The organism is Enterobacter asburiae (genome assembly GCF_024599655.1).
Taxonomy (GTDB): Bacteria; Pseudomonadota; Gammaproteobacteria; order Enterobacterales; family Enterobacteriaceae; genus Enterobacter; species Enterobacter asburiae_D.
In genome coordinates, this window is sequence record NZ_CP102247.1 from 1,215,049 (window position 1) to 1,236,084 (window position 21,036).

At 57.2% G+C, this 21,036-nt stretch carries 19 protein-coding genes; 16 read left to right on the plus strand and 3 right to left on the minus strand.

Annotation, left to right across the window (positions count from 1 at the left end):
* The first annotated feature begins 16 nt into the window (after positions 1-16).
* The 10 genes from rseA (at position 17) to acpS (ending at position 8,743) form a co-directional block, all read left to right on the plus strand.
* Entirely contained in the window at positions 17-667 is a 651-nt protein-coding gene (gene rseA / locus NQ230_RS05905) for an anti-sigma-E factor RseA (protein ID WP_008502186.1), read from the plus strand.
* The gene (gene rseB / locus NQ230_RS05910) at positions 667-1,620 is read left to right on the plus strand and encodes a sigma-E factor regulatory protein RseB (protein WP_257260405.1); all 954 of its coding nucleotides are present in this window, start codon (positions 667-669) and stop codon (positions 1,618-1,620) included. The genes rseA and rseB overlap by 1 nt, the downstream gene beginning before the upstream one ends.
* Positions 1,617-2,093 carry a SoxR-reducing system protein RseC gene (gene rseC, locus NQ230_RS05915; protein ID WP_121425088.1) on the plus strand — a complete coding sequence of 159 codons (477 nt, stop codon included), beginning with the start codon at positions 1,617-1,619 and terminating at the stop codon, positions 2,091-2,093. Before rseB ends, rseC begins: the two co-directional genes overlap by 4 nt.
* A gap of 185 nt (positions 2,094-2,278) precedes the next feature.
* Positions 2,279-4,078, plus strand: a complete 1,800-nt coding sequence (lepA, locus tag NQ230_RS05920) for a translation elongation factor 4 (RefSeq protein WP_024908619.1) — start codon at positions 2,279-2,281, stop codon at positions 4,076-4,078.
* 15 nt (positions 4,079-4,093) lie between these two features.
* On the plus strand, positions 4,094-5,068 hold the full coding sequence (gene lepB / locus NQ230_RS05925) for a signal peptidase I (protein WP_257260407.1): 975 nt from the start codon (positions 4,094-4,096) through the stop codon (positions 5,066-5,068).
* A 222-nt stretch (positions 5,069-5,290) separates the two neighbouring features.
* Complete coding sequence (gene rnc, locus NQ230_RS05930) at positions 5,291-5,971, plus strand: ribonuclease III (RefSeq protein WP_003860711.1); 681 nt, start codon at positions 5,291-5,293, stop codon at positions 5,969-5,971.
* Positions 5,968-6,873 carry a GTPase Era gene (gene era, locus NQ230_RS05935; protein ID WP_042715851.1) on the plus strand — a complete coding sequence of 302 codons (906 nt, stop codon included), beginning with the start codon at positions 5,968-5,970 and terminating at the stop codon, positions 6,871-6,873. Before rnc ends, era begins: the two co-directional genes overlap by 4 nt.
* Before the next feature lie 17 nt (positions 6,874-6,890).
* Positions 6,891-7,598 carry a DNA repair protein RecO gene (gene recO / locus NQ230_RS05940; RefSeq protein WP_121425128.1) on the plus strand — a complete coding sequence of 236 codons (708 nt, stop codon included), beginning with the start codon at positions 6,891-6,893 and terminating at the stop codon, positions 7,596-7,598.
* Between the two features lie 33 nt (positions 7,599-7,631).
* Positions 7,632-8,363 (plus strand): pyridoxine 5'-phosphate synthase, encoded by a 732-nt coding sequence (gene pdxJ, locus NQ230_RS05945; protein WP_032659491.1) that lies wholly within the window; start codon positions 7,632-7,634, stop codon positions 8,361-8,363.
* On the plus strand, positions 8,363-8,743 hold the full coding sequence (acpS, locus tag NQ230_RS05950; protein ID WP_023294331.1) for a holo-ACP synthase: 381 nt from the start codon (positions 8,363-8,365) through the stop codon (positions 8,741-8,743). Before pdxJ ends, acpS begins: the two co-directional genes overlap by 1 nt.
* Here acpS and NQ230_RS05955 read toward each other — a convergent pair.
* Positions 8,740-9,000, minus strand: a complete 261-nt coding sequence (locus tag NQ230_RS05955) for a YfhL family 4Fe-4S dicluster ferredoxin (RefSeq protein WP_008502177.1) — start codon at positions 8,998-9,000, stop codon at positions 8,740-8,742. The two genes, acpS and NQ230_RS05955, sit on opposite strands and share 4 nt — an antisense overlap.
* Before the next feature lie 46 nt (positions 9,001-9,046).
* The gene (locus NQ230_RS05960) at positions 9,047-9,895 is read right to left on the minus strand and encodes a MurR/RpiR family transcriptional regulator (RefSeq protein WP_023333056.1); all 849 of its coding nucleotides are present in this window, start codon (positions 9,893-9,895) and stop codon (positions 9,047-9,049) included.
* Between the two features lie 117 nt (positions 9,896-10,012).
* Between NQ230_RS05960 and murQ the strand changes: the two genes are divergently transcribed.
* Genes murQ through tadA form a run of 4 tightly spaced genes read left to right on the plus strand, consistent with a single transcriptional unit; the run spans position 10,013 to position 13,482 of the window.
* Positions 10,013-10,906 carry an N-acetylmuramic acid 6-phosphate etherase gene (gene murQ / locus NQ230_RS05965; RefSeq protein ID WP_257260413.1) on the plus strand — a complete coding sequence of 298 codons (894 nt, stop codon included), beginning with the start codon at positions 10,013-10,015 and terminating at the stop codon, positions 10,904-10,906.
* An 11-nt stretch (positions 10,907-10,917) separates the two neighbouring features.
* Positions 10,918-12,279: a PTS transporter subunit EIIC gene (locus NQ230_RS05970; protein WP_257260415.1), complete on the plus strand. Its 1,362-nt coding sequence runs from the start codon at positions 10,918-10,920 to the stop codon at positions 12,277-12,279.
* Positions 12,280-12,282: 3 nt separating this feature from the next.
* Positions 12,283-12,918, plus strand: a complete 636-nt coding sequence (gene yfhb / locus NQ230_RS05975) for a phosphatidylglycerophosphatase C (protein WP_121425131.1) — start codon at positions 12,283-12,285, stop codon at positions 12,916-12,918.
* A gap of 24 nt (positions 12,919-12,942) precedes the next feature.
* Complete coding sequence (gene tadA / locus NQ230_RS05980; RefSeq protein ID WP_032659480.1) at positions 12,943-13,482, plus strand: tRNA adenosine(34) deaminase TadA; 540 nt, start codon at positions 12,943-12,945, stop codon at positions 13,480-13,482.
* Here the strand turns inward: tadA and mltF are convergent.
* Positions 13,370-14,920, minus strand: coding sequence for a membrane-bound lytic murein transglycosylase MltF (gene mltF / locus NQ230_RS05985; RefSeq protein ID WP_121425132.1), 1,551 nt, complete (start codon positions 14,918-14,920; stop codon positions 13,370-13,372). The genes tadA and mltF overlap by 113 nt on opposite strands.
* 267 nt (positions 14,921-15,187) lie before the next feature.
* On the opposite strand from mltF, the gene purL reads away from it, so the two are divergent.
* Positions 15,188-19,075 carry a phosphoribosylformylglycinamidine synthase gene (gene purL, locus NQ230_RS05990; RefSeq protein WP_257260416.1) on the plus strand — a complete coding sequence of 1,296 codons (3,888 nt, stop codon included), beginning with the start codon at positions 15,188-15,190 and terminating at the stop codon, positions 19,073-19,075.
* A 532-nt stretch (positions 19,076-19,607) separates the two neighbouring features.
* Positions 19,608-21,035, plus strand: a complete 1,428-nt coding sequence (gene qseE, locus NQ230_RS05995) for a two component system sensor histidine kinase QseE/GlrK (RefSeq protein ID WP_252032837.1) — start codon at positions 19,608-19,610, stop codon at positions 21,033-21,035.
* Position 21,036: the final 1 nt, after the last annotated feature.

Below are 21,036 nucleotides of genomic sequence, written 5' to 3' on the forward strand. Positions count from 1 at the left end.
GGAAAAGGTATTAGGCATGCAGAAAGAAAAACTTTCCGCTTTAATGGATGGTGAAACGGTGGATAGTGAGCTGCTCAACGAGCTGTCTCATTCACCCGAAATGCAAGAGACCTGGGAGAGTTACCATCTCATCCGTGACACCCTTCGCGGTGACACCGGCGAGGTTCTCCATTTCGATATCTCAGCCCGCGTCATGGCGGCGATTGAGAATGAGCCTGTCCATCAGACCACTCCGCTGATTCCTGAAGCTCAACCTGCGCCTCACCAGTGGCAGAAAATGCCGTTCTGGCAAAAGGTGCGTCCGTGGGCCAGCCAGCTTACCCAAATGGGTGTGGCTGCATGCGTATCGCTTGCAGTTATTGTTGGCGTCCAGCACTATAATACTCAGTCTGAAACTAATCAGCAGCCAGAAGCGCCAGTGTTTAACACACTGCCGATGATGGGCAAAGCCAGCCCGGTGAGCCTGGGCGTACCGGCTGATGCTTCCGCCAGCGGCGGTCAGCAGCAGCAGGTTCAGGAGCAGCGCCGTCGCATTAATGCGATGTTGCAGGATTACGAGTTGCAGCGTCGTCTGCACTCTGAACAGCTTCAGTTTGAGCAGGCCCAGACACAGCAAGCTGCTGTGCAGGTGCCCGGAAACCAAACTTTAGGAACGCAATCGCAGTAATGAAGCAACTTTGGTTCGCCATGTCTCTGATGGCGGGTAGCCTGTTCTTCTCTGCCAACGCCTCGGCTGATGTATCATCCGGGGCGTTGTTGCAGCAAATGAATCTGGCTAGCCAGTCACTCAATTACGAGTTGGCATTTATCAGCATCAATAAGCAGGGCGTGGAGTCGTTACGCTATCGTCATGCCCGTCTTGATAACCAGCCGCTCGCCCAGCTTCTACAGATGGATGGTCCGCGTCGGGAAGTTGTCCAGCGTGGAAACGAAATCAGCTATTTCGAGCCAGGCCTGGAGCCTTTCACGCTGAATGGCGACTATATCGTTGATTCTCTGCCGTCACTCATTTACACCGACTTCAAACGGCTTGCCCCTTACTACGATTTTATTTCGGTAGGGCGTACCCGCATCGCGGACAGACTGTGCGAGGTGATTCGCGTTGTTGCCCGGGACGGAACGCGCTACAGCTATATCGTCTGGATTGACGCCGAAACCAAACTCCCCATGCGTGTTGACCTCCTCGACCGTGACGGCGAAACGCTGGAACAGTTCCGGGTTATCTCCTTCAGCGTGAACAATCAGGTTGGTAACAGCATGCAGAACCTGGCGAAGGCCAGCCTGCCGCCGCTGCTTTCTGTTCCTGCCGGAGATTCCGTTAATTTCAACTGGGTACCTGCCTGGATCCCGCAAGGGTTTAGCGAAGTGTCCAGCAGCCGTCGCCAGCTGCCAACGATTGAAACGCCGGTGGAATCGCGCCTCTATTCCGACGGCTTGTTCAGCTTCTCGGTGAATATCAATCGCGCAACGGCAAACAGCGCCGAACAAATGCTGCGTACCGGGCGCCGTACGGTGAGTACAACGGTCCGCGATAACGCAGAGATCACCATTGTGGGAGAACTTCCTCCGCAAACGGCGAAGCGCATCTCCGACAGCATTAAATTCAGGGCCTCACAATGATCAAAGAGTGGGCGACGGTTGTCTCGTGGCAGAACGGCATCGCGCTGGTGAGCTGCGATGTAAAAGCCTCATGTAATAGCTGCGCATCCCGCGCCGGCTGCGGTAGCCGCGTGCTGAATAAGCTCGGGCCGCAAACATCGCACACGATTTCTGTGCCAAGTGAACAGCCGCTGATGGCGGGGCAAAAGGTAGAGCTGGGCATCGCGGAAGGCAGTCTGCTCAGTTCCGCCATGCTGGTGTATCTCTCTCCGCTGGTCGGGCTGTTTATCATGGGCGGTCTGTTTCAGATGCTGTTTGGTACCGATGTGGCCGCCATGTGCGGTGCCGCATTGGGTGGCATAGGGGGATTCTGGCTTGCCAAAGGTCTCTCTCCGACGCTCGCCGCGCGCGAGGAGTGGCAGCCTGTCATTCTCAGCGTTGGGCTGGCACCAGACCAGCTTCGTGTTGAAACGCTCTCTTCTGAGGCCCGGTGATCCATCGGGCTTTATCATTTTTTACACCCTAAAACAGAAAACGTCCTTTCTTCACGCTATACCTGTCTCTAAGTGCATTTCCAGGTAGTGAGGATGTAGTGTAGAATGCTGCGTTTTCGCACTGAAAAACGTCAGGCTAAGAACAGCGGCCTCCAGGAATTCGTAAGGCATAATTATTTAACTATATGAAGAACATACGTAACTTTTCGATCATTGCTCACATTGACCACGGTAAGTCGACGCTGTCTGACCGTATTATCCAGATTTGCGGTGGCCTGTCTGATCGTGAAATGGAAGCCCAGGTTCTGGACTCCATGGACCTGGAACGCGAACGCGGTATCACCATTAAAGCGCAGAGCGTTACGCTTGATTACAAAGCGGCTGATGGTGAAACCTATCAACTGAACTTTATCGACACCCCAGGCCACGTTGACTTCTCCTATGAGGTTTCACGCTCGCTCGCGGCCTGTGAGGGCGCGCTGCTGGTGGTGGATGCCGGGCAGGGCGTTGAAGCCCAGACCCTGGCAAACTGCTACACCGCGATGGAAATGGATCTCGAAGTTGTGCCGGTTCTGAACAAGATAGACCTGCCAGCCGCCGATCCTGAGCGCGTAGCGGAAGAGATTGAAGATATTGTCGGCATTGACGCGACCGACGCCGTGCGCTGCTCCGCGAAAACCGGGGTGGGCGTGACCGACGTGCTGGAACGCCTGGTACGTGACATTCCGGCCCCGGAAGGCGATCCGGATGCGCCACTGCAGGCGCTGATTATCGACTCCTGGTTCGATAACTATCTGGGCGTTGTCTCACTGGTGCGTATTAAAAACGGCACCATGCGTAAAGGCGACAAAATCAAGGTAATGAGTACCGGACAGGTCTACAACGCCGACCGTCTGGGTATCTTCACACCAAAACAGGTTGACCGTACCGAGCTGACGTGCGGCGAGGTAGGCTGGCTGGTCTGCGCCATTAAAGACATCCTCGGCGCGCCGGTGGGCGATACCCTGACCGGTGCGCGTAACCCGGCAGATAAAGCGCTGCCAGGCTTTAAAAAGGTCAAACCGCAGGTTTACGCGGGTCTGTTCCCGGTCAGCTCTGACGACTATGAAAACTTCCGCGACGCGCTCGGTAAACTGAGCCTGAACGATGCTTCCCTGTTCTACGAGCCAGAAAGCTCAACGGCGCTGGGCTTCGGCTTCCGCTGTGGCTTCCTTGGTCTGCTGCACATGGAGATCATTCAGGAGCGTCTGGAGCGTGAATACGATCTGGATCTGATCACCACGGCGCCGACCGTAGTCTATGAAGTTGAAACCACCTCGAAAGAAGTGATCTACGTCGACAGCCCGTCCAAGCTGCCGCCGCTGAACAACATTCAAGAACTGCGTGAGCCAATTGCAGAGTGTCACATGCTGCTGCCGCAGGAATTCCTGGGTAACGTCATTACGCTGTGTATTGAGAAGCGTGGCGTGCAGACCAACATGGTTTACCACGGTAACCAGGTGGCGCTGACCTATGAAATCCCGATGGCGGAAGTGGTTCTCGACTTCTTTGACCGACTGAAGTCCACTTCCCGTGGCTATGCGTCACTGGATTACAACTTCAAACGCTTCCAGGCCTCCAACATGGTGCGTGTGGACGTGCTGATCAACGGCGAGCGCGTAGATGCGCTGGCGCTGATCACCCACAACGACAATGCGCCGTACCGTGGCCGCGAGCTGGTTGAGAAGATGAAAGATCTGATCCCGCGTCAGCAGTTCGATATCGCGATTCAGGCGGCCATTGGCAACCACATTATCGCGCGTTCAACCGTGAAACAGCTGCGTAAAAACGTTCTGGCCAAGTGCTATGGCGGTGACGTCAGCCGTAAGAAAAAGCTGCTGCAGAAGCAGAAAGAAGGTAAGAAGCGTATGAAGCAGGTCGGTAACGTCGAGCTGCCGCAGGAAGCATTCCTTGCCATCCTTCATGTTGGTAAAGACGGCAAATAACCCTAAGGAGTTGGCATGGCGAACATGTTTGCCCTGATCCTGGTCATTGCTACCCTGGTGACAGGTCTGCTGTGGTGTCTGGATAAGTTTATCTTCGCCCCAAAACGTCGTGAACGTCAGGCTGCCGCACAGGCAGCCACTGGCGATGGGATTGACGCGAAAACCCTGAAGAAAGTCGGCCCGAAACCGGGCTGGCTGGAAACGGGCGCCTCGGTATTTCCGGTGCTGGCGATTGTGCTGGTGGTACGTTCGTTTATTTACGAGCCGTTCCAAATCCCATCAGGTTCAATGATGCCAACGCTGCTGATTGGTGATTTTATTCTGGTAGAGAAGTTTGCCTACGGCATTAAAGATCCTATCTACCAGAAAACGCTGATCGAAACCGGTCATCCGAAACGTGGCGACATCGTGGTGTTCAAATATCCGGAAGATCCGCGCCTGGACTACATCAAGCGTGCGGTAGGTCTGCCGGGTGATAAAGTCACTTACGATCCGGTTGCGAAAGAAGTCACCGTTCAGCCGGGCTGCAGCTCCGGTACCGCATGTGAAAACGCGCTGCCAATCACCTACTCAAACGTTGAGCCAAGTGATTTTGTGCAGACCTTCGCCCGTCGTAACGGCGGCGAAGCGACCAGCGGATTCTTCCAGGTACCGAAAGGTGAAACCAAAGAGGACGGCATCCGTCTGGTTGAGCGCAAAGAGACGCTGGGCGATGTGACGCACCGTATCCTCACCGTGCCAATCGCGCAGGATCAGCTGGGTGTGTACTATCGCCAGCCGGGCCAGCAGCTGGCGAGCTGGATTGTACCGCCAGGACATTACTTCATGATGGGGGACAACCGCGATAACTCTGCGGACAGCCGTTACTGGGGCTTTGTGCCGGAAGCGAATCTGGTCGGTAAAGCCACCGCCATCTGGATGAGTTTTGAGAAGCAGGAAGGCGAATGGCCGACCGGTGTACGCCTGAATCGTATCGGCGGAATCCATTAATTCTCACTAAATGAACGCGTAGCCGCTTTAATTAGCGGCTACGTGAATTATTTCCACGATAAATCTCTTCGAACTAACGACATCCCCTGTCGTTGTGTATAGAATATTCCCCCGAAGTTTAAGGTTGGCCCTGCAAGGGTGCCACGGCACACGAAACCGCGTTGGTTTTCTCAGGTCGGTTTCGTGTGCTGCATTTTTGACGCATTCATTTATTGGTATCGCATGAACCCCATCGTAATTAATCGGCTTCAACGGAAGCTGGGCTACACTTTTCATCATCAGGAGTTGTTGCAACAGGCATTAACCCATCGCAGTGCCAGCAGCAAACATAATGAGCGTCTCGAGTTTTTAGGCGACTCTATTTTAAGTTTCGTGATTGCGAATGCGCTTTATCATCGTTTCCCGCGCGTGGATGAAGGTGATATGAGCCGCATGCGTGCCACGCTGGTTCGGGGTAATACCCTTGCGGAAATCGCGCGCGAATTTGAGCTGGGCGAATGTCTGCGTCTTGGGCCGGGTGAACTGAAAAGCGGCGGCTTCCGTCGTGAATCTATTCTTGCCGATACGGTCGAAGCATTAATTGGTGGTGTGTTCCTGGACAGCGATATCCAGACCGTAGAAAAGCTGATCCTGAACTGGTATCAGACCCGTCTGGACGAAATCAGTCCGGGCGATAAACAAAAAGATCCGAAAACGCGTCTGCAGGAATATTTGCAGGGTCGTCATCTGCCGCTGCCATCTTATCTGGTGGTGCAGGTACGTGGCGAAGCGCACGATCAGGAATTTACCATCCATTGCCAGGTCAGTGGCCTGAGTGAACCGGTGGTGGGCACAGGTTCAAGCCGTCGTAAGGCTGAACAGGCTGCCGCCGAACAGGCGTTAAAAATGCTGGAGCTGGAATGAGCATCGACAAAACCTATTGCGGATTTATTGCCATCGTCGGACGTCCGAACGTTGGCAAATCCACCCTGCTGAATAATCTGCTCGGGCAGAAGATTTCTATCACCTCGCGTAAGGCGCAGACCACGCGTCACCGCATCGTCGGCATCCATACTGAAGGCGCGTATCAGGCGATCTACGTCGATACCCCAGGCCTGCATATGGAAGAGAAGCGCGCCATCAACCGTCTGATGAACAAGGCGGCGAGCAGCTCGATTGGTGACGTAGAGCTGGTGATTTTCGTTGTTGAAGGCACCCGCTGGACGCCGGACGACGAGATGGTGCTGAACAAGCTGCGTGACGGCAAAACGCCGGTCATCCTCGCGGTCAACAAAGTTGATAACGTGCAGGAAAAGGCCGACCTGCTGCCGCATCTGCAGTGGCTCGGTAGCCAGATGAACTTCCTCGACATCGTGCCGCTGTCTGCTGAGACCGGCCTGAACGTGGATACCATCGCGGGCATCGTGCGTAAGCATCTGCCGGAAGCGATTCATCACTTCCCGGAAGACTACATCACCGATCGCTCTCAGCGCTTTATGGCGTCTGAAATCATCCGTGAAAAGCTGATGCGTTTCCTGGGCGCTGAACTGCCGTACTCTGTGACGGTGGAGATCGAGCGTTTCCAGACCAACGAACGCGGTGGCTACGACATCAACGGCCTGATCCTCGTTGAGCGCGAAGGGCAGAAGAAGATGGTGATCGGCAACAAAGGTGCCAAGATTAAAACCATAGGTATTGAAGCCCGTAAGGACATGATGGAGATGTTCGAAGCGCCGGTTCACCTCGAACTGTGGGTGAAAGTTAAATCTGGCTGGGCCGATGATGAGCGTGCTCTGCGCAGCCTCGGTTACGGCGAAGACCAGTAACTTAAGACGACGAGCATATGGATGGATGGCAGCGCGCCTTTGTCCTGCATAGTCGTCCCTGGAGCGAAACCAGCCTCATGCTGGACGTCTTCACGGAAGAGTCGGGCCGCGTGCGCCTTGTTGCGAAAGGCGCACGTTCCAAACGTTCTAATCTGAAAGGTGCCCTCCAGCCTTTCACGCCGCTTCTGGTTCGCTTTGGCGGGCGAGGGGAAGTGAAAACCCTGCGCAGTGCTGAAGCCGTCTCCCTGGCGCTTCCTCTTTCTGGCATCACGCTCTACAGCGGCCTGTATGTCAACGAACTCATCTCACGGGTTCTTGAACATGAGACTCGCTTCTCTGAACTTTTCTTCGATTATCTGCACTGTATCCAGGCGCTGGCTGGCGCAACCGGCTCGCCCGAACCCGCCTTGCGTCGTTTCGAACTGGCGCTGCTGGGCCACCTCGGGTATGGCGTCGATTTTCTGCATTGTGCGGGCAGCGGGGACGAAGTGGAAGACACCATGACCTACCGTTACCGCGAAGAAAAGGGCTTCATTGCCAGTATCGTGATAGACAACAGCACCTTTACCGGGCGCCAGCTCCGGGCGCTGTATGAGCGCGAGTTTCCCGATCTGGATACCCTGCGCGCAGCAAAACGCTTTACCCGGATTGCCCTCAAGCCGTATCTTGGCGGCAAGCCCTTAAAGAGCCGCGAATTATTCAGGCAGTTTGTGCCGAAACGTTAGACTACAGAATCGAAAAGAAAACCGAGGATTGTCATGGCTGAATTACTGTTAGGCGTCAACATCGATCATATCGCCACGCTGCGTAATGCGCGCGGCACGGCGTATCCCGATCCGGTTCAGGCGGCGTTTATCGCTGAACAGGCTGGCGCTGACGGCATTACCGTTCACCTGCGTGAGGACCGCCGCCATATCACTGACCGCGACGTGCGCATTCTGCGTCAGACGCTGGACACCCGTATGAATCTGGAGATGGCGGTTACCGAAGAGATGCTGGCCATTGCCTGCGAGACCCAGCCGCATTTCTGCTGCCTGGTGCCGGAAAAACGCCAGGAAGTGACCACCGAAGGCGGTCTGGACGTGGCCGGGCAGCTCGACAAAATGCGCGATGCCTGCAAGCGTCTGGCGGATGCCGGTATCCTGGTTTCTCTGTTTATCGACGCCGATTTTGCCCAGATTAAAGCGGCGGCCGACGTGGGCGCACCGTATATCGAAATCCACACCGGCTGCTATGCCGATGCCAAAAATGATGCCGAACAGGCCAAAGAGCTGGAGCGTATCGCCAAAGCGGCCACGTATGCCTCAAGCCTGGGTCTGAAGGTTAACGCCGGTCATGGCCTGACCTACCACAACGTGAAGGCCATTGCCGCTCTGCCGGAAATGCACGAGCTGAACATCGGCCACGCCATCATTGGCCGTGCGGTGATGAGCGGTCTGAAAGAGGCGGTTTCAGAGATGAAACGCCTGATGCAGGAAGCGCGTCAGTAATGGCCATTCTGGGCTTAGGTACCGATATCGTTGAAATAGCCCGCATTGAAGCGGTGATCGCCCGTAGCGGCGATCGCCTCGCAAGACGCGTGCTGAGCGATAACGAGTGGGCCATCTGGGAAGCGCATCAGCAGCCGGTGCGCTTTCTGGCAAAGCGCTTTGCGGTAAAAGAGGCGGCGGCCAAAGCTTTCGGGACCGGCATTCGTAACGGCCTGGCGTTTAACCAGTTCGAAGTGTTTAACGATGAGCTGGGCAAACCGAGCCTGCGTCTGTGGGGAGAAGCGCAGAAGCTGGCGGAAAAGCTGGGGGTGAATCACATGCACGTGACGATCGCGGATGAACGCCACTATGCCAGCGCGACGGTGATCATCGAAAGTTAAAGCTTGTCCGCGTGGTGCATCAGGACAAACTTATCCCATAGCTGCTCTTCGCTCTCGACGTGGGCCGGATCCTTCAGGATGGTATTCGGGATCGGGCACACCTTCTGGCAGGTCGGCGTTTCATAGTGGCCGATGCATTCCGTGCAGCGGTCGCTGTTAATCTCATAAATGCTGTCGCCCATCGAAATCGCCTGGTTTGGGCATTCGGGCTCGCACATATCGCAATTAATGCATTTTTTGGTAATTAACAGCGCCATCAGGAAATTCTCAGAAACAACACAAACTGGGCGGGCATTATACGCGTCAAACCAGTTTCTTTACCAGTTCTTCGCTGTGGCGAATGCGTTCGGGCGCGCGCTCGAGATCCTGCTGCACCAGCGCCATAAACAGCAGGTCCGTCAGCATCATCTGCGCACTGGTGGACGAGATAGCCGCGCTGCGCGTGGCCTGCTCTTCGGCAATGGTATATAAACAACGTGTGGCCCGCTGCTGCAGGGCATTCGGGGTAAAACCGGTGATCGCCAGAATTTTACCGCCGACGCGCAGGGCTTCATCGGTGGCCATATTGATTTCACGGCGCTCGCCGGAGTAGGAGATAGCCAGCAGCAGATCGTCAGGATCCATCGCCTGTACGGTCGCCAGCAGGGCGTGCATATCCTGCTCGACGATGGCGTTAAGCCCAATTTTCGTCAGCTTCCAGCCAAAGTTACGCGCCACAAGTCCGGACGCCCCGATACCGGTCAGGATGATGCGCCGCGCGCCGCGCAGCATCGCCACGCTCTCTAGCAGCTTCTCTTCCGTATTCACGTCGAGCGTCGCATGCATGGCCGCCACGTTCTCTTTGATCAGCTTTTCGCCGACCAGCCGCATCGGGTCATCGCCGCGGATCTGATTATGCACCGGCATGGACTGCGGATTGGGGTTGCTCACCAGCGCTTCGCTGATCGCCAGCTTGAGGGCGGGGAACCCCTTAAAGCCAATCTTCTGCGCAAATTTCACCACGCTGGACTGGCTCACGCCGGCTTCACTCGCCAGCTGCTGCGAGCTGAGATGGCGCGCGCGATCGGGTTGAGAGAGCAGAAAATCCGCCAGCTTCTTGTCGCTTTGGGCAAAGCCTGCGTAGCGCTGGCGAATGCGAATTAAACAGTTCATACGGTCTCCTGGCGAAAATGTGATTATCTGCGCAAATACGAATTTTGCTCGCCTGAATGAATTTTATATTCCATTATAGTGTGATTATTATGAATTAAAAATTCTTGAGGTACAAAAATGAATCTTGGCTCACTTGTTTCTGAAACGCGTAACCCGCAAACCATGGATCTGGACGCGCTCTCCACCCTGGAGCTGGTTAACCGCTTTAATCAACAGGATACGCTGGTCGCGCAGGCAGTGAAAGAGACATTACCCGAGGTGGCGAAAGCTGTCGATGCGGCGTCGGAAGCCCTCAAGGCCGGCGGCCGTATTATCTACATGGGGGCAGGCACCAGCGGGCGTCTTGGGGTGCTGGATGCGTCAGAATGTCCGCCAACCTTTGGGGTTCCGCATGGCCTGGTCGTTGGGTTGATTGCCGGTGGGCCCGGCGCGCTACTGAAAGCCGTTGAAGGGGCGGAAGATAACAAACAGCTGGGTGAGGATGATCTGAAGGGGCTGAATCTGACCGCGAAGGATCTGGTGGTCGGGCTGGCGGCATCCGGGCGCACGCCGTACGTCATTGGCGGCCTGGTATACGCCAACCAGACCGGCTGCACGACGGTGGCCATCTCCTGTAATCCGGGCTCCCCGATTGCGCAGGTGGCCGCTATCGCTATCTCTCCGGTTGTCGGACCGGAAGCGCTCACCGGCTCCACGCGCCTGAAATCCGGGACCGCGCAAAAGCTGGTGCTCAATATGATCTCCACCGGCGCGATGGTGAAGTTCGGCAAGGTGTATCAGAACCTGATGGTGGATATGCAGGCCACCAACGTCAAGCTGGTGGACAGAGCCTGCCGCATGGTGATGGAGGCGACAGGTTCAGGCCGTGAAGAGGCAGAAGCGGTACTCAAGCAGACCGATCACGATGTTAAACCGGCCATTTTGATGATCTTAAGCGGGCTGGATGCGGCGACCGCGAGAGCCAAACTCGCTGCGCATAACGGCTTCTTACGGGCGGCATTAGAAAACTAACAGAGGCGTCTATGGACAAAACAGCAGCGCTCGCCAGCGATATCCTGCAGGGAATTGGTGGGGAAAAAAATATTCAGCGTCTCGAAAACTGCATGACGCGCGTGCGCGTCGAGGTGCATAACGACGACCATCTTGACGTGCCGCGCCTGAAGCAACTCTCTGGCGTCAGCGGCTACGTGAAGCAGGGGCAGCAGCACCAGCTGATCGTCGGACCGGGGAAAGCGGCGCAGGTTGTCGATGCCATGCGCGCGCTGATGGGCGTTAGCGCGAGCGCGTCGATGGACGATGCGGAGCGCACCAAAGCGCAGGCAAAGGCCAAATACAAAGCCCCCATGAGCGATGCGCTGCGTCAGTTGGCAAACGTCTTCATTCCGCTGATCCCGGCGTTTATTGCCTCAGGTCTGATCACCGGGATCATCAATATCCTAAAGCGACCGGATATTGTGGGGGATTTCGCTACGCAGTATCCGAACCTGCTGGGGATTCTCGGGATCTTCGGCAGCGCTGTTTTCGCCATCATGAACATTCTGGTCGGGGTGAATACCGCGAAGGTGTTTGGCGGATCGCTGGCGATGGGTGGGGTAATGGCGGGCATCTTGTCCAGCCCGCAGCTGGCGCAGATCACGCTGTTTGGCGAGGCGCTCCAGCCCGGGCGCGGCGGGGTGATCGCCGTGCTGCTGGTGGTCATCCTGATGTGCTGGATCGAGAAAAGGCTGCGCGCGATCCTGCCTGGCTCGATCGAGCTGATCCTCAACCCGCTGCTGACCACGTTAATTACCGGTAGTGTAGCGATTGTGGCCCTCCAGCCGTTAGGCGGGTGGATCTCTGAAGCCATCGCTCACGGTGCGTCTCTGGCTATTGACCGCGGCGGCCTGTTAGTGGGGGCGGTGCTGTCAGGTACCTTCCTGCCGCTGGTGCTGACCGGTCTGCACCAGGGGCTGGTGCCGATCCACGTCGAGCTGGTGCAGTCGCACGGCTATAACGCGCTGCTGCCTATCCTGTCGATGGCGGGCGTGGGGCAGGTCGGCGCGGCGATTGCCGTACTGATGAAAACCCGCAACGCGCGTCTGAAAAAAATGATTAAAGGCGCACTCCCGGTCGGACTGCTTGGCATCGGTGAGCCGCTGATTTTCGGCGTTACGCTGCCGCTGGGTAAACCGTTCCTCGCCGCCTGTCTGGGCGGCGCGGTGGGCGGGGCGCTCATTAGCTACTGGAAAGTCGCTACCGTTATCACCTTTGGGCTTTCCGGTTTACCGCTGGCATTAACCATCGTGACCGGAAAAGTGATGCTCTATCTGTTAGGCTATTTAGTAGCGGTGATCGCCGGGTTCCTGTTTACCTGGCTGTTAGGTTTCAACGACCCAGAGGAGTAAGGTTTGGCAAATCACGGGCGTCGCGTTGTCTTTTTCGACCTGGATGGAACGCTGCATCAGCAGGATATGTTTGGTACGTTTATGCGTTACCTGCTGCGGCGTCAGCCTTTGAATGCGCTGCTCGTGCTACCGCTCTTACCGGTTATCGGTATCGCGCTGCTGGTGAAAGGCCGGGCGGCGCGATGGCCGATGAGTCTGCTGCTGTGGGGATGTACCTTTGGGCACAGCGAAGCGCGGCTCAAGCAGCTCGAAAAGGATTTTGCGCACTGGTTTCGCGGCCACGTCGCCGCCTTTCCGGTGGTGCAGGCGCGCCTGACCAGCTACCTCGACGCGAACGATGCCGACATCTGGCTGATTACCGGCTCCCCGCAGACGCTGGTGGAGCAGGTCTATTTTGATACCCCCTGGCTTCCGCGCGTGAATCTTATTGCCACGCAAATTGCCCGCGGCTACGGCGGCTGGGTGCTGACCCTGCGCTGCCTGGGGCATGAAAAAGTGGTCCAGCTGGAGAAACGCATCGGGACGCCGCTGCGCCTGTACAGCGGCTACAGCGACAGCAAGCAGGACAACCCGTTGCTCTACTTTTGCCAGCACCGCTGGCGCGTCACGCCATCAGGTGAACTCCAGCAACTCGAATAGTTTTATCCATAACGGGCGTGTATAATGCCGCCCGCTTTTCGACTGGAGTATCAGCCTTTGTCCAACCCTGAATACAATCATGAATACTGGATGCGCCATGCGCTGACGCTGGCTCAACGCGCCTGGGAAGAGGGCGAAGTGCCCGTGGGCGCGGTGCTGGTTCATAACAACCAGGTGATTGGTGAAGGGTGGAACCGTCCTATTGGACGCCACGATCCTACTGCGCATGCCGAAATCATGGCGCTTCGTCAGGGCGGTCTGGTGCTGCAAAACTATCGCCTGCTTGATACCACGCTGTATGTGACGCTGGAACCGTGCGTGATGTGCTCCGGCGCGATGGTGCACAGCCGGATCGGGACTCTGGTCTTCGGCGCGCGGGATGAAAAAACCGGTGCGGCCGGTTCGCTGATGGACGTGCTGGGTCACCCGGGGATGAACCACCAGGTGAAGACTATCGGTGGGGTGCTTGCACCAGAGTGTTCGGGGCTATTAAGCGATTTCTTTCGAATGCGCCGTCAGCAGAAAAAGCAGCAAAAGGCAGAATTGAAGCTGTCGGACGATTAAGCTCGTCCGGCGCCACGACCGGGTAACTTTGAGCCAGCTGTTTGGCCTCCGTCGCCTCTTTCTCTTTCTCCAGCAGATACCCGACCAGGCTAATCTGATATTTACGGATATTTTCCACGTAGGCGTAGGCTTCATGCCCGCGCGCGTAGCCGTATGTCAGCTTGTTATACCATGGCTTCTGGCTCAGCAGCGGCAGGCGCTGCTTAACGTCTGACCAGCTGTCCGGGTTACCTTTCGTTTTGGCCGTCAACGCTCGCGCGTCAAGCATATGCGCGTAGCCCATATTGTAGGCCGCCAGCGCAAACCAGATCCGCTCTTCTTCCGGCACCGTTTCCGGTACTTTGGCCATCATATCCTGCAGATAGCGCGCGCCGCCGCTGATGCTCTGTTCAGCATCGGTACGGTCATTCACGCCCAGGCTCAGCGCGGTATTTTTGGTTAACATCATCAAACCGCGTACGCCCGTGGGCGACGTGGCCTGCGTGTCCCAGTGGGATTCCTGATACGAAATAGCCGCCAGCAGCTTCCAGTCAATCTCCTGGGCGTATTTTTCGAACAGCGGCTGCAGGTCCGGCAGGACGCTGTCTACCGCGCGCAGGAAGCTGCGGGTGTCAACGTAGTCAAAGTCATCGCCGTGCCCGAGGTACTTCTCCTCCAGACGCGCCAGGGTACCGTCTTCATTGATGGTGTTGAAGAAATCGAGCATCGCGGCAGAGAAGGTCTGATCGTCATCAAGCTGGCTAAACCAGGTCACGGGCTGCTCGTCGGTGACGTCCAGCGCCACGGCGATTTCAGGATGCACCCGCTGGAACAGACTGATCGCAACCGAATCGGCGATGGTGTAGGGCACCTTCTGGTCTTTTACCTGCTCCAGCAACTCCGTCGTGCCGAGTTTCGGATCCACCGTCCAGCTCAGGTCGGGATATTTCTTCTCCTTGAGCTCACGCAGATCGTCAATCACCACGTGGCCGGGCGCAATCGTCAGCTGCCGATCGTTAATCGAGGCCAGCGAGCGCGGGCGCAGGCTCCCGACGCGGTAAACCAGCTGCTGCGAAACGGAGTAGTAGGTCGGGCCTGGCTGGTAGTTCTTGCTGCGCTCGCTGTTATACACCAGCCCGGCGGCAAGCATGTCGGCATCGTCGTTATCGAGGTCGTCAAAGAGCTCGTTGATATTCTGGCGGACGGTAATTTTAAGCTTCACGCCAAGATAATCGGCGAACTGTTGTGCCAGCTCGTAATCCAGGCCAATGATTTTGCCGTTGATGTCGCTGTAAATCAGCGGAGAGTTGAGGGTACTGACGCGCAATTCCCCCCGCTCCTGAATGGCGGCGATACGGTTTTCGGCTTTGCCGAACCAGGGGATGGAAGGCCAGAGGGCCACTGCCAGCAGCAACGTTACAATGCCGATGAGCAGATAATTAATCTTTAATTTTTTCAATTAGTTAATTCTCTGCGACGCCGGTTGCCTCAGTCTGCTGTAGCCATGTTAATCATAAGGTTTGCCATTGAATGAGCGGCATTTTGCGTAAACTTGCGCCACTTGGCAACCAATTAGAGAGACAGGTCACATCTATTGTTAAATCTCTGTGCAAATTTTATTTCGACGCAAACGGTTTCGTCGGCGCTCAGGATTCTCTATAATGACGCCCGTTTTCCCCCCTTGCGCACACTGTAAGCGCCCCGGCGCTTCGAAGACGAGAGACTTATGATGGAAATTCTGCGTGGTTCGCCTGCACTGTCTGCCTTCCGTATCACTAAACTGCTGGCACGTTTTCAGGCGGCCGACCTTCCGGTAAGCAATATTTACGCTGAGTATGTCCATTTTGCTGACCTGAATGCCCCCCTGAATGCAGAGGAGCGCGTACAGCTGGAACGCCTGCTCAAGTATGGTCCAAGCCTGAGCAGCCATACGCCAACCGGCAAACTGATCCTTGCGACGCCTCGTCCGGGCACCATCTCCCCCTGGTCTTCCAAAGCCACCGACATCGCCCATAACTGTGGCCTGAACCAGATTAACCGTCTGGAACGCGGCGTGGCGTACTACGTGGAAGCCTCTACCCTGAGCGACGCGCAGTGGCAGGCGGTTGCGGCTGAACTGCACGATCGCATGATGGAGAGCGTATTTGCCTCTCTCGATGACGCGCAGAAGCTTTTCTCTCACCATCAGCCTGCGCCGGTACAGAGCGTAGACCTGCTGGGGCAGGGCCGTCAGGCGCTGATTGACGCCAACCTGCGTCTCGGCCTGGCGCTGGCAGAAGACGAAATCGACTACCTGCAGGATGCGTTTGTTAAGCTCAACCGTAACCCGAACGACATCGAACTCTACATGTTCGCGCAGGCGAACTCTGAGCACTGCCGCCACAAGATTTTCAACGCCGACTGGATTATTGACGGCGAACAGCAGCCGAAGTCGCTGTTCAAAATGATCAAAAACACCATGGAGCAAACCCCTGACCACGTGCTGTCTGCCTATAAGGACAACGCCGCGGTAATGGAAGGTTCCGAGGTGGGCCGCTTCTTCGCCGATCGCGAAGCAGGGCGCTATGACTTCCATCAGGAGCCCGCGCATATCCTGATGAAAGTGGAAACCCACAACCACCCGACGGCGATCTCCCCGTGGCCGGGTGCGGCGACCGGCTCCGGCGGTGAAATCCGTGACGAAGGCGCGACCGGTCGTGGCGCTAAACCTAAAGCGGGTCTGGTCGGTTTCTCCGTCTCCAACCTGCGTATCCCGGGCTTTGAACAGCCGTGGGAAGAAGATTTCGGCAAGCCGGAGCGCATCGTGACCGCCCTGGATATCATGACCGAAGGCCCGCTGGGCGGCGCGGCGTTTAACAACGAATTTGGTCGTCCGGCGCTGAACGGTTACTTCCGTACCTATGAAGAGAAAGTGGACAGCCACAACGGCGAAGAGCTGCGCGGCTACCACAAGCCGATCATGCTGGCGGGCGGGATCGGCAACATCCGTGCCGATCACGTGCAGAAAGGCGAGATCGTCGTCGGCGCGAAGCTGATCGTGCTCGGCGGCCCGGCGATGAACATCGGTCTGGGCGGCGGAGCGGCCTCTTCTATGGCCTCCGGCCAGTCTGACGCGGACCTCGACTTCGCCTCCGTGCAGCGCGACAACCCTGAGATGGAGCGCCGCTGCCAGGAAGTGATCGACCGCTGCTGGCAGCTGGGCGATGCCAACCCGATCCTCTTCATCCACGACGTGGGCGCGGGCGGTTTGTCCAACGCCATGCCGGAGCTGGTGAGCGACGGCGGCCGCGGCGGGCGTTTCAACCTGCGCGATATCCTGAGCGATGAGCCGGGCATGAGCCCGCTGGAAATCTGGTGTAACGAATCCCAGGAGCGCTACGTGCTGGCGGTTGCTGCCGACCAGCTGCCGCTGTTTGACGAGTTGTGCCGCCGCGAGCGTGCGCCGTATGCTGTCATCGGTGAAGCGACCGAAGAGCAGCACCTTTCCTTAAGCGACACCCACTTCGATAACCAGCCGATCGATCTGCCGCTGGACGTTCTGCTCGGTAAAACGCCGAAGATGACCCGCGACGTAACGACCCGCAAAGCGGCGGGCAAAGCGCTGGATCGCCAGGGCATCACCGTGGCAGAAGCGGTTAACCGCGTGCTGCACCTGCCTGCTGTGGCGGAGAAAACCTTCCTGGTGACCATCGGCGACCGCACCGTGACCGGTATGGTATCGCGCGACCAGATGGTCGGCCCGTGGCAGATCCCGGTCGCGAACTGCGCCGTGACCACCGCGAGCCTCGACAGCTACTACGGCGAAGCGATGGCTCTCGGCGAACGCACCCCGGTGGCGCTGCTGGACTTCGCGGCCTCTGCCCGTCTGGCAGTGGGTGAAGCGCTGACCAACATCGCCGCGACGCAGATTGGCGATATCAAACGTATCAAGCTCTCCGCAAACTGGATGGCCGCAGCCGGTCACCCTGGCGAAGATGCTGGCCTGTATGAAGCCGTGAAAGCGGTGGGCGAGGAGCTGTGTCCTGCCCTCGGCCTGACCATTCCGGTGGGTAAAGACTCCATGTCGATGAAAACCCGCTGGCAGGAAGGCAGCGAGCAGCGCGAGATGACCTCTCCGCTGTCGCTGGTGATTACCGCGTTTGCCCGCGTGGAAGACGTGCGCCACACCGTTACGCCGCAGCTTGCGACCGTTGACAACGCCCTGCTGCTGATTGACCTGGGTAAAGGCCACAACGCGCTGGGTGCCACCGCGCTGGCGCAGGTTTACCGTCAGCTCGGCGACAAGCCAGCCGACGTGCGCGACGTGGCCCAGCTGAAAGGCTTCTACGACGCCATCCAGGCGCTGGTGGCACAGCGTAAGCTGCTGGCCTACCACGACCGTTCCGACGGCGGCCTGCTGGTGACGCTGGCAGAGATGGCCTTCACCGGCCACTGCGGCGTGGAAGCGAACATTGCCACGCTTGGCGAAGACCGTCTGGCGGCGCTGTTCAATGAAGAGCTGGGTGCTGTAATTCAGGTACGTGCGGCGGATCGCGACGCGGTTGAAGCGATTCTGGCGACGCACGGTCTGGCAGACTGCGTGCACTATCTGGGTAAAGCCGTTCAGGGCGACCGCTTCGTCATTGAAGCAGACGGTCACGCCGTGTTCAGCGAAAGCCGCACCACGCTGCGCATGTGGTGGGCGGAAACCACCTGGCAGATGCAGCGCCTGCGTGATAACCCGGAATGTGCCGATCAGGAGCATAACGCGAAAGCGAATGACCAGGATCCAGGCCTGAACGTGAAGCTCTCCTTCGACATCAACGAAGACATTGCCGCGCCGTACATTGCGACCGGCGCGCGTCCGAAAGTGGCGGTGCTGCGCGAGCAGGGCGTTAACTCCCACGTTGAGATGGCGGCTGCCTTCCACCGTGCGGGCTTTGACGCTATCGACGTCCACATGAGCGACCTGCTGGCGGGCCGTACCGGTCTGGAAGATTTCCAGGCGCTGGTGGCGTGCGGCGGCTTCTCCTACGGCGACGTGCTGGGCGCGGGCGAAGGCTGGGCGAAGTCCATCCTGTTCAACAGCCGCGTGCGTGACGAGTTCGAAACCTTCTTCCACCGTCCGCAGACCCTGGCGCTGGGCGTGTGTAACGGCTGTCAGATGATGTCTAACCTGCGCGAGCTGATCCCGGGCAGCGAAGCCTGGCCGCGCTTTGTGCGCAACCAGTCTGACCGCTTCGAAGCGCGCTTCAGCCTGGTGGAAGTGACCCAAAGCCCGTCTCTGCTGCTGCAGGGGATGGTTGGTTCACAGATGCCAATCGCCGTTTCCCACGGTGAAGGTCAGGTAGAAGTGCGTGATGCTGCGCATCTGGCTCAGCTGGAGAGCAAAGGCCTGGTGGCGCTGCGCTTTGTCGATAACTTCGGCAAGGTGACAGAAACCTACCCGGCTAACCCGAACGGCTCCGCCAACGGTATTACGGCAGTGACCAGCGAAAGCGGTCGCGCGACCATCATGATGCCGCACCCGGAACGCGTGTTCCGTACCGTGAGCAACTCCTGGCACCCGGAAAACTGGGGCGAGGACAGCCCGTGGATGCGTATCTTCCGCAACGCGCGTAAGCAGCTGGGTTAAGTTATAACGCAGTACCTGTAGGCCCGGTAAGCGCGAGCGCCACCGGGCTTTTTTGTATCTGTCGCAAAATCGCGACAAATAATATATGCAGATGTCTCCAAAAGGAGACATTTAAATCATTGATTTATATATGGTGGTATGGGTTCCCGTTAAGGTGTTGCTTAACAGCGACACTTAGCCTGGAAATCATTCAACCGATAACTAACCGGTTAAACGGCTAAAAATCATATATTTCAATGTGTTAATATTTTGTTTTGCATTCTGGCACGGGTGTTGCATAATATTAACCAGTGGCTCATTCACCTTCTTATGTCAGCCCCTTCGGGACGCGCTACATAAACTTCGAATGACGCACAAAAAGGTGCCTGCCGTCCAACTACTGATCATAGCGATGCTTTATCAGGCCAGGGCGAAACGTCGAGTTAGGCACCGCCTCATTCCATGACAAAGCCGGGTTTTTACCCGGCTTTGTTGTATCTGAAGGGCAGACTCAGTTACGCTCTGCGTAAACCCCCATTAAGAGAGTAATGCGTTGAAACGCTGGCCCGTTTTCCCCCGCTCCCTGCGGCAGCTCGTCATGATGGCCTTCCTGCTGATCCTGCTGCCGCTGCTGATCCTTGCCTGGCAGGCGTGGCAAAGCCTGAACGCGCTGAGCGCGCAGGCGGCTTTGACCAACCGCACGACGCTCATCGACGCCAGACGCAGTGAAGCGATGACCAACGCCGCGCTGGAGATGGAGCGCAGCTATCGTCAGTATTGCGTGCTTGACGATCGGACGCTGGAAAAGGTTTATCAGAGTCAGCGTAAACGCTACAGCGAAATGCTGGACGCTCACGCGGGGGTTTTGCCTGACGACAGGCTCTATCAGGCGTTACGTCAGGATTTGAACGATCTTGCGCAGCTGCAGTGCAGCAACAGCGGCCCGGATGCCGCCGCCGCCGCGCGTCTAGAAGCTTTTGCCAGCGCCAACACCGAGATGGTGCAGTCAACGCGCACGGTGATTTTCTCTCGCGGCCAGCAGCTCCAGCAGGAGATTGCCGAGCGCGGCCAGTTCTTCGGCTGGCAGGCGCTGGTGCTGTTCCTGGTGAGTCTTGGGCTGGTACTGCTCTTTACCCGCATGATCATCGGCCCGGTGAAGGGCATTCAGCGTATGATCAACCGCCTGGGGGAGGGGAAATCGCTCGGGGATACGGTCGCTTTTAAAGGCCCGCGCGAGCTGCGATCCGTCGGCCAGCGCATTATCTGGCTGTCCGAGCGCCTGGCGTGGCTCGAATCTCAGCGTCATCAATTTCTGCGCCATATCTCTCATGAGCTTAAAACGCCGCTGGCCAGCATGCGTGAAGGAACGGAGCTGCTGGCGGACGAAGTGGCCGGGCCCCTTACGCCAGAACAGAAAGAAATTGTCGAGATCCTGGATAACAGCAGCCGCAATCTGCAAAAGCTGATTGAGCAACTGCTGGACTACAACCGCAAGCTGGCAGACGGGGCGGTCGTACTGGAAAACGTTGAGATTGAGCCGCTGGTGGATATGGTGATCTCCGCCCATAGCTTGCCAGCAAGAGCTAAAATGATGCATACCGGCGTCGAGCTGAATGCGCCTGCGTGCCTGGCTGAGCCCATGCTGCTGATGAGCGTTCTGGATAATCTTTACTCCAATGCGGTGCACTATGGTACTGAATCCGGTAACATTTATATCCGAAGTAATACGAATGGTTCACGGGTGTTTATTGACGTCGCAAACACCGGCACCCCGATCCCCGATGACGAAAAAATCATGATCTTCGAACCCTTTTTCCAGGGGAGTCATCAGCGGAAAGGCGCGGTTAAAGGAAGCGGGCTGGGCTTGAGCATCGCCCGGGACTGCATTCGACGCATGCAGGGTGAGCTAAACATTGCCGCGGACGAACGTTCAGATGTTTGCTTCCGTATCGAACTGCCCCTGAGCCGGAAAAATCAATAAA

Excerpts from the sequence above, each read along its gene's own strand:
- tadA (WP_032659480.1), top strand. The coding sequence starts at position 12,943 with ATGCCGCCCGCTTTTCGACTGGAGTATCAGCCTTTGTCCAACCCTGAA.
- rseA (WP_008502186.1), top strand. The coding sequence starts at position 17 with ATGCAGAAAGAAAAACTTTCCGCTTTAATGGATGGTGAAACGGTGGAT.
- rseC (WP_121425088.1), top strand. The coding sequence starts at position 1,617 with ATGATCAAAGAGTGGGCGACGGTTGTCTCGTGGCAGAACGGCATCGCG.
- era (WP_042715851.1), top strand. The coding sequence starts at position 5,968 with ATGAGCATCGACAAAACCTATTGCGGATTTATTGCCATCGTCGGACGT.
- purL (WP_257260416.1), top strand. The coding sequence starts at position 15,188 with ATGATGGAAATTCTGCGTGGTTCGCCTGCACTGTCTGCCTTCCGTATC.
- murQ (WP_257260413.1), top strand. The coding sequence starts at position 10,013 with ATGAATCTTGGCTCACTTGTTTCTGAAACGCGTAACCCGCAAACCATG.
- NQ230_RS05960 (WP_023333056.1), bottom strand. The coding sequence starts at position 9,895 with ATGAACTGTTTAATTCGCATTCGCCAGCGCTACGCAGGCTTTGCCCAA.
- recO (WP_121425128.1), top strand. The coding sequence starts at position 6,891 with ATGGATGGATGGCAGCGCGCCTTTGTCCTGCATAGTCGTCCCTGGAGC.
- rnc (WP_003860711.1), top strand. The coding sequence starts at position 5,291 with ATGAACCCCATCGTAATTAATCGGCTTCAACGGAAGCTGGGCTACACT.
- pdxJ (WP_032659491.1), top strand. The coding sequence starts at position 7,632 with ATGGCTGAATTACTGTTAGGCGTCAACATCGATCATATCGCCACGCTG.
- NQ230_RS05970 (WP_257260415.1), top strand. The coding sequence starts at position 10,918 with ATGGACAAAACAGCAGCGCTCGCCAGCGATATCCTGCAGGGAATTGGT.
- acpS (WP_023294331.1), top strand. The coding sequence starts at position 8,363 with ATGGCCATTCTGGGCTTAGGTACCGATATCGTTGAAATAGCCCGCATT.
- lepB (WP_257260407.1), top strand. The coding sequence starts at position 4,094 with ATGGCGAACATGTTTGCCCTGATCCTGGTCATTGCTACCCTGGTGACA.
- rseB (WP_257260405.1), top strand. The coding sequence starts at position 667 with ATGAAGCAACTTTGGTTCGCCATGTCTCTGATGGCGGGTAGCCTGTTC.
- NQ230_RS05955 (WP_008502177.1), bottom strand. The coding sequence starts at position 9,000 with ATGGCGCTGTTAATTACCAAAAAATGCATTAATTGCGATATGTGCGAG.
- lepA (WP_024908619.1), top strand. The coding sequence starts at position 2,279 with ATGAAGAACATACGTAACTTTTCGATCATTGCTCACATTGACCACGGT.